Here is a 13,449-nt window from a genome sequence, read left to right as displayed (position 1 = left end):
CCTTCACGCGCTGTTCTTCAAATTCGCCTGCTCGAGCATCTGCTGAATGATCTGCAGGTCGCTGCTCCCGCCTGCCAGTCCCAGCGAGGCGCTGACCTGCGCCAGGCTCATGTTGCTGAATGTGATCGTCGCGGTGGGCGAGAAGACGCCACCGTCCGGATCGACCTGCAGCACGGCCTGGCCATTGACCTCGGTGAAATGCAAATAGGCATCGAGGCTCTGCGCCGCGGCAAGGTCGGTTCCGCTGGCTTCACCTTGGATGAGGTCACGGAAATCGAGGACGTCTCCGCCGACGCCGAAGGTGAAATCCTTGATCTGGTCGGCGGCCGGGACGGCTGCAGTTCCCTGGTCTGCGAGATGCCAGACGAAGGTGTCGCTTTCTGCGTCCGGGAGCGTGGTACCGGATCCGCCCACCAGCACGTCGTTGCCTGCGCCCCCGACGAGGGTGTCTTTCCCGGAGCCACCCACGAGAAGATCTGCGCCGGCGCGGCCCTCGAGCCAGTCGTTGCCGCCGGAGCCCCGCAGTTCATTGCTGCCCACCGTCCCGAAGAGTGTGTCGGCACCGGCGGAGCCAACGACGTTCTCGATCCCGGCGAGGCGATCGCTGCCGTCGCCGATGGCCGTCCCGCTCGCGAGATCGACGCTGACCGCCGCCGAAGCATCGGCGAAGATGGCTGTGTCAGTCCCGTCCCCGCCCTGCAGGAGGTCGTCGCCGGACCCGCCGACCAGGATGTCGTCGCCGGTGCTGCCAGTGAGCCAGTCGTTGCCGCCGAGTCCCACGAGAGTCGAGGGTTGCGCAGGCGCTGCAATGAGCCTGTTGTCGCTTTCATCGCCCAGCTGGATGGCGTGGTCGTCCGGGCTCAGGCGAACCTGGAGGCCATCGGTCATCCGGCTCGCGTCGTTGTCACCGTCCACCAGTCCTAGGTCGAATGCCAGCGTCACCGGCGCGCCCGGCTCGAAGCGAGAGGCACCGTAGCCGCCCAAGGCGAACGAACTGCCGCTCGCGTACGCATACTCGACGGTCGTAAACCCGTCTTCGGTGAAGATGGCGACGGTGTCGTTGTCGCGCAGCCCGGTGATCGTCACGGAACCGTCGGCGAGAAAGTCGACGAGCTGCCCGCCCACGGCAGCGTCCGCCGCATAGGCGACCCCGTTGACCACCACCTTCGTGATCTGTTCGGATGCAGCGGTCGCCTCCGCCTCGTAGTCGCCCACGACGTTGTCTTCGCCGGGAGTTGCATCGGACCAGTCTGCATCGTCATGCGCACGGAAATTGACACCCGTGGTCGCGTTCGAACCAGACAAGGTCAATGTCACCGAAGCGCCGTTCACCAGCACGTGCTCGTCGAAGCCGTGATTGGCGCTGGAAACGTAATTGGTCGCCGTCGTATGGCCGCTCACATTGGTGACGAAGTCGACGCGAATGGCTTCGCCTTCGCCGACGTTCTGTCCTCCGCCTCCACCTGATGCGCCGCTCTCGTTGGCGGTGCCGTTGATGCGCGTGGCACCTGCCGAGGGCGTCAGCAACACGTCCGGGAGGTTCTGGCCGGACACGTCACGGTAGTACACGTAGTTGGTGTTGCCTCCCTCGAAAGCCCAGGAGCCGAGTTCGGTGTTGAAGCTGCCCACCGCTCCATCGATTTTGCGCAGCAGGGTGAAGTCGTAGCTGGCCGAGGCCGGGGATGCGTCCAGGGTGACCACGAAGGCACCGGTCGCGGCGCGGTCGGCCCACGCCGCGTCGTACGTGCTTCCGGCAAGGGTCGATCCGATCAGGATCGCTCCATCGGCCGATACGTACTGATAGATCACCTGACTGTTTGTCGAGTAGCCGCTGGCGCTCCCGTTCGCCTCCAGGAAGCGCACCGTGCCAGAGGCGTCCGCTCCGACGTTGTCGAGGATCTGTCCGTCGCTGTCCAAGGGAACATTTGCAACGGAGCCAGTGCTCCCGGTCACGTTCACTACATAGGCAGTGCTTGGCTGGATGATGCCGGGCACGTCGTCGTCGAAGCGRATGTTGCCGCCCAGGTCGAGCGAGACGGTGGCGCTGGCGCTGTCGTGGTCGAAGTCGGTGATGGTGGCGGTGGCGCTGAGGGTGATCAGGCCGGGGGCCAGGGTGATGCTGCTGGTGTCGTTGCTGGCGTCCAGGTCCTCGGGCAGGTGGTCGACGGCGGCGTACTGCGTGAGGGTCACCGAGCCGGAGTTGTCCACGCTGATGCGAAACACGGCGCCACCCGAGGTGTTGCCCACGACGTCGGCGCCGTCCAGGGCCAGGGCAACGGCCCGCCCGCCGCTGGTGAGGCCGGAGGCGGAGCCGAGCACGGCCAGGCTGTAGCCGCCCAGCGTGGTGGTGGCAGCCGGGACATCGGCGCCGGCCGAGGCGGACACGGCMGCGGCAAAGGCGGCAGCAAAGCTGGCCGTGGCCGTATCGCTGGCCACACCGATGGTCTGGCYGTCCTGCGTGGCCAGGACGATTGCGGCGTCGGCCACGGCTTCCACGGTGATGCCGGGCACGTCGTCGCGAAAGCCGATTGCCGTGCCGATGTCGACGGATTGAAAGTCTCGAACCGCGTCCCCGTCTCCATCTGTCAGCACGGCGCTCGCGGTCAAGACGATGCTGCCTGTCGCAAGCCGCACGATGTCCGTATCGTTGCTGGCGTCCAGGTCCTCAGGCAAGTGGTCGATGGCGGCGTACTGCGTGAGGGTCACCGAGCCGGAGTTGTCCACGCTGATTCGGAACACGGCGCCAGCCGAGGTGCTGCCCACCACGTCGGCGCCGTCCAGGGCGAGGGTGACGGCCAGCCCGCCACTGGTGAGGCCGCTGGCGGCTGCGCCCGGACCAATGGCCATCGCATAAGTTACGCCCAGCGTGTTCCCAGCAGAATCTGCGCCGGGATCGGCTGCGATCGAGAACAACCCGGCGAAGGAAGCAGCGGCCTGGGAAAAGGCGGCCCCGGGCGAATGCGCGTCCGTGGACGTGATCGAGGGCAACGTCGCCGCGGCCGTGAGCGTCACGTCCAGGACTGGCCCGTCATCGGCAAACAGGATCCTGTCCCCAATGGGATGGGTCACGGTGGCCGTGTCGCCGTCGGCGTCCGCGACGGTCAGGCGCAAGGAGAGTCCACCGGCAAGACTCACAGCTTCATCGACATTGCCGGGATCGAAATGCGACAGCGAGACGGCCTGGATCACGTTGAGCTCGCCGTCGGCAGTCACGGCAATGGTGAATGCGACCGTGTCGGCGATTCCGTCGCCGTCGCTGTCGTAGACGCCGATGACCTCGCTCCCTGCCGCGCCGTGCTCCATCCTGATGACGGATCCGTCGGTGGTGCGAAGGCCCGTGTCGGCGCGATCGATGACAAGCTCCATCTGCACGCTTGCAGCCGGACCATCGCGTCCGGCATCGATGGCTACGATCGCGATGGATGCAGTGCGGCTGGCGCCAAGGTCCGTGGTCTCGTCGATCAGGAGGGACTGCGTTGCGGTCAAGCTCGCATGGGGGCGGTCATCCGCGGCCACCGGTGGCTCTTGCGGTTCTTGCGGTGGCTGCGGTGGCTGCGGGTTTTGCGGGTTTTGCGGGTTTTGCGGGTTTTGCGGAGGCCGCGGCACTTGCCCGGGCTGAGGTGCAGTTGTCTCGGCACCCGTCGGCGCGGCGACTACGGAGCTGTCCGTTGCCTGGGGAGTGCTGATCGGCTCGTGGCGCATCTCGGTGCTTGCCGGTGCGCGAAATGAGAATTCGTAGTTCAGCGGCTCGACGCCTTCTACGATGCGCGGCAGGCGGACAAAGGAATTTCCACCGTCATTGCCGCCGGTCGCTGCCGACAGGCCCGCCGCGGCTTCGTCGAGTGCTTCGCTCAGGTCGGCACCTGATTCGATCGCCTGGATGACGGCTCGAATGGCTGCGGGCGTAGTGACCGTCGACTGGGTCATTTCGCCGGACGACGGCTGCGGATCCAGCAGTTGTTCGTCCATGCGGACGTTCTGCGCCGGCGCGATCATCAGCAGGGAACCGTCCATCATCAGCAACTGCACGACCACGTCGCCAGTCGTGCGAACGCTTTCGCCTTGTCGAAGCGCATCGCCGACATGGAGCATGCGCGTGTTGCCGCTGGCATCCATGGCAGTGACGGTGCCGTTTCCCCTGATGGCGACAAGCGTGGCGAATGGGGTCATGGGTGGTCTCGTGCGTGATTGCGTGGGTCCAGTTGTCCAATCAGGTGGGGGTGAGGTCGGGCGTGCCGTTCATCTTTCCCTCAGCGCGTTGGCCTTGGCGCGCAGGACGGGCTTCATGAGGTAGGAGAGGACGGTCTTCTTTCCAGTCAGGATGTCCACCTGCGCCACCATGCCGGGAATGATCGGCAGGTTGCCGGCGAGTCCGGGCGCCCTGGTACGCAGGCGGATGACGTAGTAAGCGTTTCCCTTGGCATCGCTCACGGTGTCTGCTCCGATGGCCATCAGTTCGGCGGGGAGGCCACCGTAGATGGCGTAGTCGTAGGCAGTGAACTTGACCGTCGCATCCTGCCCGGGGTGCAGGAAAGCAATGTCCTTGGGATGAATCTGGGCTTCCAGGATGAGAGCGTCGTCGAGGGGAACGATCTCCACCACTTCCTTGCCGGGCTGCACGACGGCGCCCACGGTGTTCACCAGAAGCCGCTTGACCGTGCCCCGGACCGGCGAGCGGATCTCGGCATGCTTCACGCGGTCTTCCAGGGCCAGTCCACCTTGGGCCATGGACAACAGCTTCCCCATGGTTTCCGAGAGCTCGGCGCTCATTTCGTTGCGACTGGCGAGCTGCACCTCCTCGATTCGACGTTGTGCCTCGGCGATGGCCGCCTGCACGCGCAAGGCCTGGGCACCCAGCTGTTCCCGGTCGCCACGCAGGCGGGCGACCTCGCGCTCGAGCCGGAGAACGTCGATTTCGGAGACTGCTCCACTGGTGATCATGGGTCTGGTGGCGTCGAGCTCCTTGAGCGTCAACTCCAGCGTGCGCTCGGCTTGCTGGCGGCGGGCTCGCACCTCGTTCAGCTCCTGCACACGCTGATTGAGCTGGTTCTGGCTGATCGAAATCTGGGCGCGCAGTCCCTCGAGCCTGGACTCGTAGAGACGGCGTTCCTGGGCAACGATATCGGGTGCTTCCTTCTGGAGTTCCGCGGTCGGGCGGAAAGGCTCGCCGCGGGTGAGGGCCTCAAGGCGCAGTGCCTTTGCGCTCAAGGCCAGGCGGACGTTGCGGCTCTCCATCATGGTGGAAACGAAACGGGTGGGATCCACGCGCAGCAGCGACTCGCCTGCCTGGACTTCCTGCCCCTCCTTCACCAGCAGCGCCTCGACCACGCCACCGTCGACGCTCTGCACGACCTGCAGCTGGCGGCTCGGCACGACGCGTGCCTCGCCGCGCGTGACTTCGTCGATCGGGGCCAGGGCCGCCCAGGCGAGCACGAGCACGAAAATGACCGCGGCGCCACGCACGATCAGGCGAGCGCGAGGCGGATCCTGTTGCAGCAGCGCCCATTCCGTATCGTGGTTCCAGCGGTCTGCCGCTGCGGAGTCGCCCGACGGCGCCCCTAGGGGAGCGCGGAGCTGGGCAGACATCAGCCGCGCAAAGGGAGCCAGCAGTTTGTCGAAGGACCCGGCCATCACGCAGCCTTTCCGACCTGGCCCTGTCGGAGCGCGACGATGACCTGGTTGCGGGGGCCGTCGGCGACCACCTGCCCGCCGTCGATCACGATGAACCGGTCCGCCAGCTCCAACATCGAATTCCGGTGGCTGACGATCACCGTGGTGAGGCCCTGCGCATAGGCGCCGAGTCTTTGTTTGACCGCCGCCTCGGTCGAGTGATCCATCGAGGACGTCGGCTCGTCGAGCAGGAGGATGGCCGGATCGTTCGCGAGTGCCCGCGCCAGCGCAACGCCTTGTCGCTGGCCTCCCGACAGCGACTCGCCCCGTTCGCCGACGGCCATGTCGAAGCCGGCAGGGTGCTTGTTGACCATGTCTGCGATGCCCGCCACGCCAGCGCAGCGAACGAGGCACTCATCGTTGGCGTGCGGAGCGCCCAAGGCAATGTTGTCGCGCAGGGTGCCGTGGAAGAGCGTGACCTTCTGCTCCACGTAGCCCACCTGGCGGCGCAGTTCGGCAGGGTCGATCTGGCGGATGTCGATGCCATCCACCAGGATCGCGCCGGAAGTGGGCTTGTAGAGGCCGAGAATCAGGCGTTGCAGGGTGCTCTTGCCGCTGCCGACGCGGCCGATGATCGCGACGCGTTCGCCCGGAGCGATGCGCAGGTTGACGTTGCGCAGGGCAGGGCGATCTTCACCCGGATACGTGAAGCTCACATCCCGGAATTCGATCGCACCGGCAAGTCGACCGCGGCCGAGGAATCGCTTGCCCTCCGGACGTTCGACTTCCTTTTCCATCAGCGCGTCGAGCGAGGCAAGCGCCGTGGCCGCGGTCTGATACTGCATCAGCAAACCCGCGGCAGCCCCGACCGGCGCGATGGCACGGCTTGCAAGCATGGTGCAGGCCATCAGCGCGCCGACGGAGAGCGACTGCTCGCCGATCATGTACACGCCCAGCACGACGATGACCATGTTCAGTCCTTGCTGGACAAAACCGGAGGCGCTGTTCACGCTGGTTGCCACCAGGCGGAGTTCGCTGCCGGCACGTGCGAGCAGCAGGGTGCTTTGTTCCCACTTCCGCTGGACCGGTGCCTCCGCGCCGATCGCTTTCAGCGTTTCAAGGCCGACGAGAGCCTCGACCAGGATGGCGTTGCGCTCCGCTCCGGCACGGTACATGGTCTCCGACAGCCGGCGCATGCGGCGTCGCGCCAGCAGCGCGTAGAGAAAGAGGAGGCTCGCCGCAAGCAGCAGGGGTAGCAGCAACGGCCACGCGATCCAGGCGATGACGCCCATGAAGACGATTCCGAACGGCACATCGATCAGCACCGTGATCGAGGCGGAACCGATGAAGTCGCGGACCGACTCGAAGGAGCGCAGGCTGGCCGCCAGCACCCCGGCGGAGGAGGGCCGGTGTTCCAGGCGAGTTCCGAGAATTTTCTCCAGGATTCGCGCAGACAACTTGATGTCACAGCGCGCTCCGGCGACGTCGATGAACCAGCCGCGCAGGGTCCGCAGCAGAAGGTCACCCACCAGCATGATGGACAGGCCGGCCGTCAGCACCCAAAGCGTGTCCATGGCATGGTTCGGGACGACCCGGTCGTAGACGTTCATCACGAATAGCGGGAGCCCCAGCGCGAACACGTTGGCCATCAGCGCCGCGAGCAGGACGTCGCGGTAGACGGAGCGGCTCTCCGCGATGACACCCCAGAACCAGTGGCGCTTGGGCGCGGTGCCTGGATTCGGAGTGCGCGTGTCGAGTTGCTCGGTAGGGCGCAGGTAGGCAAGCACACCCTGGTATTCGGCTGACACCTGCGCCAGGGGAACCCACACGGGGCCGGCCTCCAGTTCCGGATAGATGACGCGGACGCTCTGTCGATCGGGATCAACAGCAAGCAGCACGCACGCGCGCTCCGCTCGCATCATGACGATGGCCGGCAACAGCGCTTCCCTTGCTGACGCCAGGTCTTGCCGTACCAGCCGGCAGTCGAGGTTGGCCCGGCGCGACGCGCGAGAAAGCAGGCTGGGCGAGAGTCGTCCGTTCTCCGTGGGCAAGCCCGACATCAATGCGTCGCGCGTGGCTTGAATTCCGTGTGTGCGGGCCACGATCATCAGGCACGAGAGCAACGCGTCGCCGACGTCCGGAATGGGATCGAGGGTGGCGGAATGCACATTCGGGGACATGGGTGCCTCTTCCAACGGGTTGTGTCGTTGTGCGACGTGAGTGAATGTACGAACCCCTCGCGCCAGCCGCCTCAGAGAGGCCTGTTCATTTCCTGGGTGAAATCTCCCGGGTCTGGACACCCTGGCGGCCTCGAGGCTCCTCGGTCCCCGCGCCCCTTCGTCCCGACAGAAATCCCTCCTGTCACCGTCAGCGTTGCGGAACGGCCGCCGCTGAAGAACCATGGCTTCTCTTGAGGAAACAGGGGCGTCCATGCCTGAATTGGCAGAGTTCAAGGCACTTCGGAAACCGGGCAGACCGTTGGCGCTTGACGTCCAGGAGGCGCCAAGGCGGTTGCGGACTTCCCTTGCCAAAATGCGGCCGGCGCAGTTCATGACCGCTTGCGTCGTCGCCTGCCTGGCACCTGCATCGACTTCGGCGCAGACCGCCTACGGCGTGCCCTCGGCCGCCGTTGCAGCTCGCCCCGTGCCGGCTATCCGCAGTATCGTCTCGGATTGGACGCGGATGCTGGCTGCCATCCACTCCTTGTCGGACCGCGACAAGGTTGCCGCCGTTCAGAATTTCTTTGCCCACGCCCTTCTGTTTGGCAGCGACGAGACTGTTTGGGGCCGCAAGGAGTATTGGGCGACGCCCGCCGAATTCATGGGCCGGGGGCGCGGTGACTGCGAGGATTTCGCGATCGCGAAGTACGTCAGCCTCCGCATGGTCGGTGTGCCCGCAGACCAGCTCCGCCTGTTGTACGTCCACGCGCAGGTGGGCGGCGGCAAGCCCGCACCACACATGGTTCTGGGCTTCTACCCCGGCGTTGGCGAAGAACCTCTCATCCTCGACAACATGGTGGACAGCATCCGGCCATTGTCCGCCCGAGCGGACTTGGCCGTCGTGTACAGCTTCAACACCCGCAATCTCTGGATCGGCGTGGCCCAGGAGCCCTCCGCCTCGCCCACTGCGCGCATCTCCCGCTGGCGCGATCTCCTCTTTCGGATGCGGCAGGAAGGTTCCCTTGCCGCTTGGTCGCCATCGCAGATGGCAGAGGCAACGGTCTGGGCGGCGCATTCGCGATCTGAACACTGACACCGGGAGGCGCCCGATCCGGCGCATGCTTCCTGGGTAGAAGGGGACGAAGGTACCAATGGTCTGGGACACTTCGGCCATGCGCGCTCACTAAGACTCTTCTAGAGTTCCTCTGCATGAGGAACGCAGTCAATCGCCATCACGCATTGCACTCCCGCTCACCCAGGGAGGAAGCTCGCTTGGAGCTGGTCGCCCTTGCCGCAGAGGTGGCGACGGTCGCTGCCCGCTCGCGCGAGCGGCGTATCCAAACAATCAATGAGGAAGACCTTGAGAAGAGGTGCTGCGCTCTCGAGGAAACCGCCGCGCGGTGGTTATGGGTTGGCACCGACTTCGAGCAACTTTCCGACATCGAAATCGCCGATGCGGTCAAAGAGCTGCGGATGAGTCAACGCGAAGCCGTCCGATTGATGGATTTCGAGGCCGAGGCGGAAGTGCGCCATTCTGTCAAGGAACTGAAGCGACTCCTGAACGCATTCGTCTCAAGGATGGCTGCGTAGCCACATGCCTCTGGGCGGTTTTGCGGACTGGCGAACCCTCAGGATCCGCGACTGCTCGTGGCACGGTTTAGATAGAGCCAAACAATTTAACTTTCAGGCACATGTCCCAGGCGCCCGATTCTCAGTTGATTGAGGCTCAGTTCCTCGCTGCGATCCGTGCGGACGATATCGACGCCCTGAACAGATTAGTTCTCCGTCATGGCACGGAGATCGACCTCGTGTATGAATATGCGGGGCGCACCACGCAGGTGGAAGTCCAGGGCTCCCCGCTTGCAGTGGCCGCTTGCCTGAAGAAGGACCTGCTTGCCGCTTTCCTGGTCCGCAAGGGGGCGAACCACGGCTATGCCCTTCACATCTGCAGGACGGCGACCTTTACGCACGCGCAGTCGGTGGTTCCCATGCAACTGGCTGCCCATTTCGGCTTGCCCAGGCTGTGCAGCGCCTTGATGGATGCTGGGTGCGTCGACTGGCTGGAGCATAACTACAGCGAGGATTCCGACGCGGGATACAGCGAAACGGATCCGTTGCTGTTGACTTTATTGTCCAATCAACACGGAATGAACCTCATCGAAACGGGGGGTGTCTTTCGCGGCACATTCGGAAGCCGATTCATCGAAGTGGTCGGCCGCCCTGGAGACTTTCAGGTCATCGTTGACCACGAGCTGCAGAGACAGAGCCTCGCAAGCATCAAAGGGGCACTGGAGTGGCTCTGGGAGAGCTGGGGGCTGGCCGAGTTGACGGAGCACTCGACATTTCGCAACGGTGCTCACCATCACGCGCGGCGAAATGAAATGTACTCCGCGAACAGCGCAGGTTGCGCAAGTGAGCCCGGCTCAAAAGCGAAAGCCCTGGAAGGTCGGCCGACCAGACAGGGCTTTCTCACCACGACGTTGAATCCTGGCTAGGAAGAAATTTATCGAGCCAGGCGCGACCCGTGTATTTGTCGCTGACAAGCGTCGACCCAAGCGCGACAGAAGGTTCCGCATTCGAAGGACCGCGGCATCGACGCGGCGGTGTCATCTGGCAATGACGGAGTTGCTGTGGGCCCGGAAGAAGCCGAAAGAATTCGCCGAACCTCTGCGGCGAGTTAGCGCATTGGCTCCAAAGCATCCATTTCGATCCTGAGTCGGGACGCCGAGTGAGGTGGGCCGTTAGATTTTGCTTCCCCCTACACCACTGGAGTCCGAAGAATGAGAATGAGATCGTTGGCTGCAACCTGCGCGCTGGCGGGATTGGCAGTTGGAAACCTCGCGCACGCGTCGGTCGTGCCGATCGAACAGAGCATCACGCTGACCAACCCGACCGGGTCGCTGGTCTACAACATCGCCACCAATGGCCAGGCGAACGTCGGCACGACCAGCTACTACGAGCTGATCGTGGATTCCTCGTGGGCCACGCAGCCGACCAAGTTCACCACCTTCTCGACCGAGCCCCTGGGCACCAACGCCTCGTACTCGCTGTTCACCGACACGAACTCGGGCACGCTGGCCGGCAACACCGGTGCGCTGCTGACCAGCTGGACGCAGCAGGACGTTCCGGGCAACAACCTGGTGCCGTTCTTCAGCTACCTGCTCACGGCCGGGCAGTACGTCCTGCAGATCAACACCCTGCCGGGCCAGATGAACGTCTCGACGAACATTGCCGCCGTGCCGCTGCCGGGGGCGCTCTGGCTGTTCGGCTCCGCGCTGCTCGCCTTCCTGGGAGTCTCGAGCCGCCGCAAGCTCTGAGCGAAGGGAAGCGAGGAAAGGGTGGAGGGGCGCACGGTGTGCGCCCCTTCTGTTTGGGGCCGGCGCCGCAGGGCCGACGCTCACCTGGATGGGCTCGATCGGGCTCTATCGCCACGGCACGGGCGTCGCCAGAATGGGGCCAGCCGTCAGCGACTTTCCTTCTGGTTACATCAAGGGGGGAGCTTCGAGCCGTGTGGCCCCATCGACTGTCCTTCGCGTCCTATCATCGATCGATGTTGGGGGAAGACCTGCGCGCGAAGCAGCCCGCGCCTGTCGATGCCGAGCGCGACGGGCCGCCCGGTCCTGCGCAGCCGAACGGCGTGGACCCGATCGAGACCCGGCAATTCAGGTCGGGCGAACTGCCCGCGCATGAACTGCGCCGCAAGATCGAATGGCTGGGCCTTCCCTACTTCGAAAGCCGGCCGTTCCCCTGGCTGGTGGCGGTGTTCAGCGTGACAGGACCCGCCAGCCAGCTCGACGAGCTGCGTTCGCGCCTCGAGGCGGCTGCCTGGAACTGGTGGGAATAGGGCCGCTGCACGGAATCCGCCGCGCGCATGCGGCCCAGGGACAGGAGTGGTTCAGGCCGCGGGGGAGGCTGGCTGCGAACCCGGCCGCATGCCGGCCAGCCAGGCCGTGAAAGCGCCCGATTCGGCCTTGTCGAACACCGCATCGGCGCCGAGGTTCAGGCAGTGCTGGCGCACGCCCGGCGACACGTAGCCGCTGAAGACGGCGACCTGGCCGGTGGCCGAAGTACGCCTTGCATGCTGCAGCACCCCCATGCCCGAGCCCTGCGCCAGGACGAGGTCGATGATGGCCACGTCCCATCCTCCGACGTTTTCTTCCAGCCAGAGCCGCGCCTCGGCCTCCGTCGATTCGATCCGCACGACCTGCAGGCCACCGACGAAGGAGAACAGCTCCGTCATCAGGACATGGATGCTCTTCAGGTCTTCCACCAGGAACACGCGCAACGACATTGATCCGTCCTCTCGGTCCAGGCCAGCCCGTTCCATGGCCAGGCGGCGCATCGGCCGCTGGCTTGAATGAAGTCGAGGGCCATTGCGCCATGAAGAGGCGCGCGATGCCGCAGGACGAAGCCGGCATCGCGTGTGCGCGGGCGCCGAGGCAGCGCGCCCGTCGTGCGGGTTGCGGCTTCAGTACCCCATGCGCAGCATGCCCTGGCTGGTGCCGCTCACCTTGCCCTCGCGCAGCCAGTCGACGGTGGCCTGGAACAGCAGGCGGCGGTTCTTCTCCCACATGGCGTTGTGCGAGGAACAGGCGAGGTCGACGAACACCTTGCTGTCGCCGCCCCAGTCCTCGTACAGCTCGCGCACGCGCTGAGGGTCGACCTGCTTGTCGTGCTCGCCGGCGATCATCAGGAAAGGCACGCGCACGCGGGAAACGGTCGCCTTGTTGAAGCCCCAGGTGGGCACCGAAGGCGCGCGGCGCACGCCCGGTCCCCACTTGGCCCCCACGGGATCCGATTCGAGCATCTCGTCGAACAGGTCCTTCGCCGCAGCGGGTTCGTACTGGCCGGAGCAGCCGACCTGCCGGTCCCAGTTGGCCAGGAAGTCGGAGCGCGACTGCACGGTCACCGTCCCGTCGATGCGCGGCAGCGGCCTCGGCTCCTCGGATGCGGAGTTGCGCGTGTACGCCGGCGCCAGGACGGCGATGCGGTCGACCTTCTCCGGATGAAGCGCGGTGTAGCCGGCGATGCGCGGGCCGCCTTGCGACCAGCCGACGAAGGACACGCGCTCGACGCCGCGCAAGGCACGGACGAAATCGACGGCGGCGTCGATGTCCTTCCAGTCCGAGCCCATGGTGGTGATCGCGGTGGCCTGCGAGGGCTCGCACGGCGCGGGGATGACGCCCGGGACGAAGCGCGCCTGCTGCTGCCTGGCCACGTTGCAGGCGTCGGCCATCGCGGCCGGCCGGGTCGAACGGCCGTAGCCGGTCATGTCCACGGCGAACACGTCGAAGCCGGCCTGCGCCACGGCCGCGAGCCAGCTGTAGTCAGGACGCCGCGAGTCGAAGGAGACCTCGGCCGGGGTTCCCGCCCCGTGCACGAACAGCACGACGGGCCGCGCTCCCCGCGCGACGGTCGCGCCCGGCGCCAGTTCGCGCAGGTAGATCTGGACCTCCTGGCCGGCGATCGCGGGCGCGGTGGAGGTCACGCGGACGCGATGTTCCGTCGCGACCAGCCCCGCGGGCGGGGTCGGCGAAGAAGAGGCACAGGCACCGGCGAGGCAGGCCGCGGCAAGGCAGGCGGGGAGGCAAAGGCGCACGGGGATCTCCTGGGATGGGCGCATGGAGCTTTCCGCCGGCCCGTGCGCATGTCATCGGTACAAACGTGCACGCCATAAGTC

10 protein-coding genes are annotated in these 13,449 nt (G+C 65.6%); 5 read left to right on the top strand and 5 right to left on the bottom strand.

What is annotated here, in order from left to right; genetic code table 11:
• Nucleotides 1-3 precede the first annotated feature (3 nt).
• From AC1DSA_RS08080 to AC1DSA_RS08070, 3 genes are all read right to left on the bottom strand, one after another.
• Nucleotides 4-4,170, bottom strand: coding sequence for a retention module-containing protein (locus tag AC1DSA_RS08080; protein WP_477887849.1), 4,167 nt, complete (start codon nucleotides 4,168-4,170; stop codon nucleotides 4-6).
• Between the two features lie 69 nt (nucleotides 4,171-4,239).
• Nucleotides 4,240-5,631: an HlyD family type I secretion periplasmic adaptor subunit gene (locus tag AC1DSA_RS08075; protein ID WP_477887847.1), complete on the bottom strand. Its 1,392-nt coding sequence runs from the start codon at nucleotides 5,629-5,631 to the stop codon at nucleotides 4,240-4,242.
• Nucleotides 5,631-7,790, bottom strand: coding sequence for a type I secretion system permease/ATPase (locus tag AC1DSA_RS08070; protein ID WP_477887845.1), 2,160 nt, complete (start codon nucleotides 7,788-7,790; stop codon nucleotides 5,631-5,633). Before AC1DSA_RS08070 ends, AC1DSA_RS08075 begins: the two co-directional genes overlap by 1 nt.
• A 250-nt stretch (nucleotides 7,791-8,040) precedes the next feature.
• Here AC1DSA_RS08070 and AC1DSA_RS08065 point away from each other — a divergent pair, with 250 nt between their 5' ends.
• The 5 genes from AC1DSA_RS08065 to AC1DSA_RS08045 all read left to right on the top strand — a co-directional run bounded on the left by AC1DSA_RS08065 (nucleotide 8,041) and on the right by AC1DSA_RS08045 (nucleotide 11,613).
• Nucleotides 8,041-8,862 (top strand): transglutaminase-like cysteine peptidase, encoded by an 822-nt coding sequence (locus tag AC1DSA_RS08065; protein ID WP_477887843.1) that lies wholly within the window; start codon nucleotides 8,041-8,043, stop codon nucleotides 8,860-8,862.
• Between the two features lie 179 nt (nucleotides 8,863-9,041).
• Nucleotides 9,042-9,359: a hypothetical protein gene (locus AC1DSA_RS08060; protein ID WP_477887841.1), complete on the top strand. Its 318-nt coding sequence runs from the start codon at nucleotides 9,042-9,044 to the stop codon at nucleotides 9,357-9,359.
• 101 nt (nucleotides 9,360-9,460) lie between these two features.
• Nucleotides 9,461-10,264, top strand: coding sequence for a hypothetical protein (locus AC1DSA_RS08055; protein WP_477887839.1), 804 nt, complete (start codon nucleotides 9,461-9,463; stop codon nucleotides 10,262-10,264).
• A gap of 300 nt (nucleotides 10,265-10,564) precedes the next feature.
• The gene (locus tag AC1DSA_RS08050; protein WP_477887838.1) at nucleotides 10,565-11,086 is read left to right on the top strand and encodes a hypothetical protein; all 522 of its coding nucleotides are present in this window, start codon (nucleotides 10,565-10,567) and stop codon (nucleotides 11,084-11,086) included.
• Nucleotides 11,087-11,319: 233 nt separating this feature from the next.
• Complete coding sequence (locus tag AC1DSA_RS08045) at nucleotides 11,320-11,613, top strand: hypothetical protein (protein WP_477887836.1); 294 nt, start codon at nucleotides 11,320-11,322, stop codon at nucleotides 11,611-11,613.
• 51 nt (nucleotides 11,614-11,664) lie between these two features.
• Here the strand turns inward: AC1DSA_RS08045 and AC1DSA_RS08040 are convergent, their stop codons facing one another.
• Both AC1DSA_RS08040 and AC1DSA_RS08035 read right to left on the bottom strand, forming a co-directional pair.
• Nucleotides 11,665-12,060 (bottom strand): response regulator, encoded by a 396-nt coding sequence (locus AC1DSA_RS08040; RefSeq protein ID WP_477887834.1) that lies wholly within the window; start codon nucleotides 12,058-12,060, stop codon nucleotides 11,665-11,667.
• A gap of 177 nt (nucleotides 12,061-12,237) precedes the next feature.
• On the bottom strand, nucleotides 12,238-13,392 hold the full coding sequence (locus AC1DSA_RS08035; RefSeq protein WP_477887832.1) for an alpha/beta hydrolase: 1,155 nt from the start codon (nucleotides 13,390-13,392) through the stop codon (nucleotides 12,238-12,240).
• Nucleotides 13,393-13,449: the final 57 nt, after the last annotated feature.

The sequence above is a fragment of the Ramlibacter sp. P4_H7 genome (genome assembly GCF_056400765.1).
Note: the sequence above shows the minus strand (reverse complement) of the source record. Positions and strands in the feature narration are given on the sequence as shown.

Excerpts from the sequence above, each read along its gene's own strand:
- AC1DSA_RS08075 (WP_477887847.1), bottom strand. The coding sequence starts at position 5,631 with ATGGCCGGGTCCTTCGACAAACTGCTGGCTCCCTTTGCGCGGCTGATG.
- AC1DSA_RS08070 (WP_477887845.1), bottom strand. The coding sequence starts at position 7,790 with ATGTCCCCGAATGTGCATTCCGCCACCCTCGATCCCATTCCGGACGTC.
- AC1DSA_RS08065 (WP_477887843.1), top strand. The coding sequence starts at position 8,041 with ATGCCTGAATTGGCAGAGTTCAAGGCACTTCGGAAACCGGGCAGACCG.
- AC1DSA_RS08055 (WP_477887839.1), top strand. The coding sequence starts at position 9,461 with ATGTCCCAGGCGCCCGATTCTCAGTTGATTGAGGCTCAGTTCCTCGCT.
- AC1DSA_RS08045 (WP_477887836.1), top strand. The coding sequence starts at position 11,320 with ATGTTGGGGGAAGACCTGCGCGCGAAGCAGCCCGCGCCTGTCGATGCC.
- AC1DSA_RS08040 (WP_477887834.1), bottom strand. The coding sequence starts at position 12,060 with ATGTCGTTGCGCGTGTTCCTGGTGGAAGACCTGAAGAGCATCCATGTC.
- AC1DSA_RS08035 (WP_477887832.1), bottom strand. The coding sequence starts at position 13,392 with ATGCGCCCATCCCAGGAGATCCCCGTGCGCCTTTGCCTCCCCGCCTGC.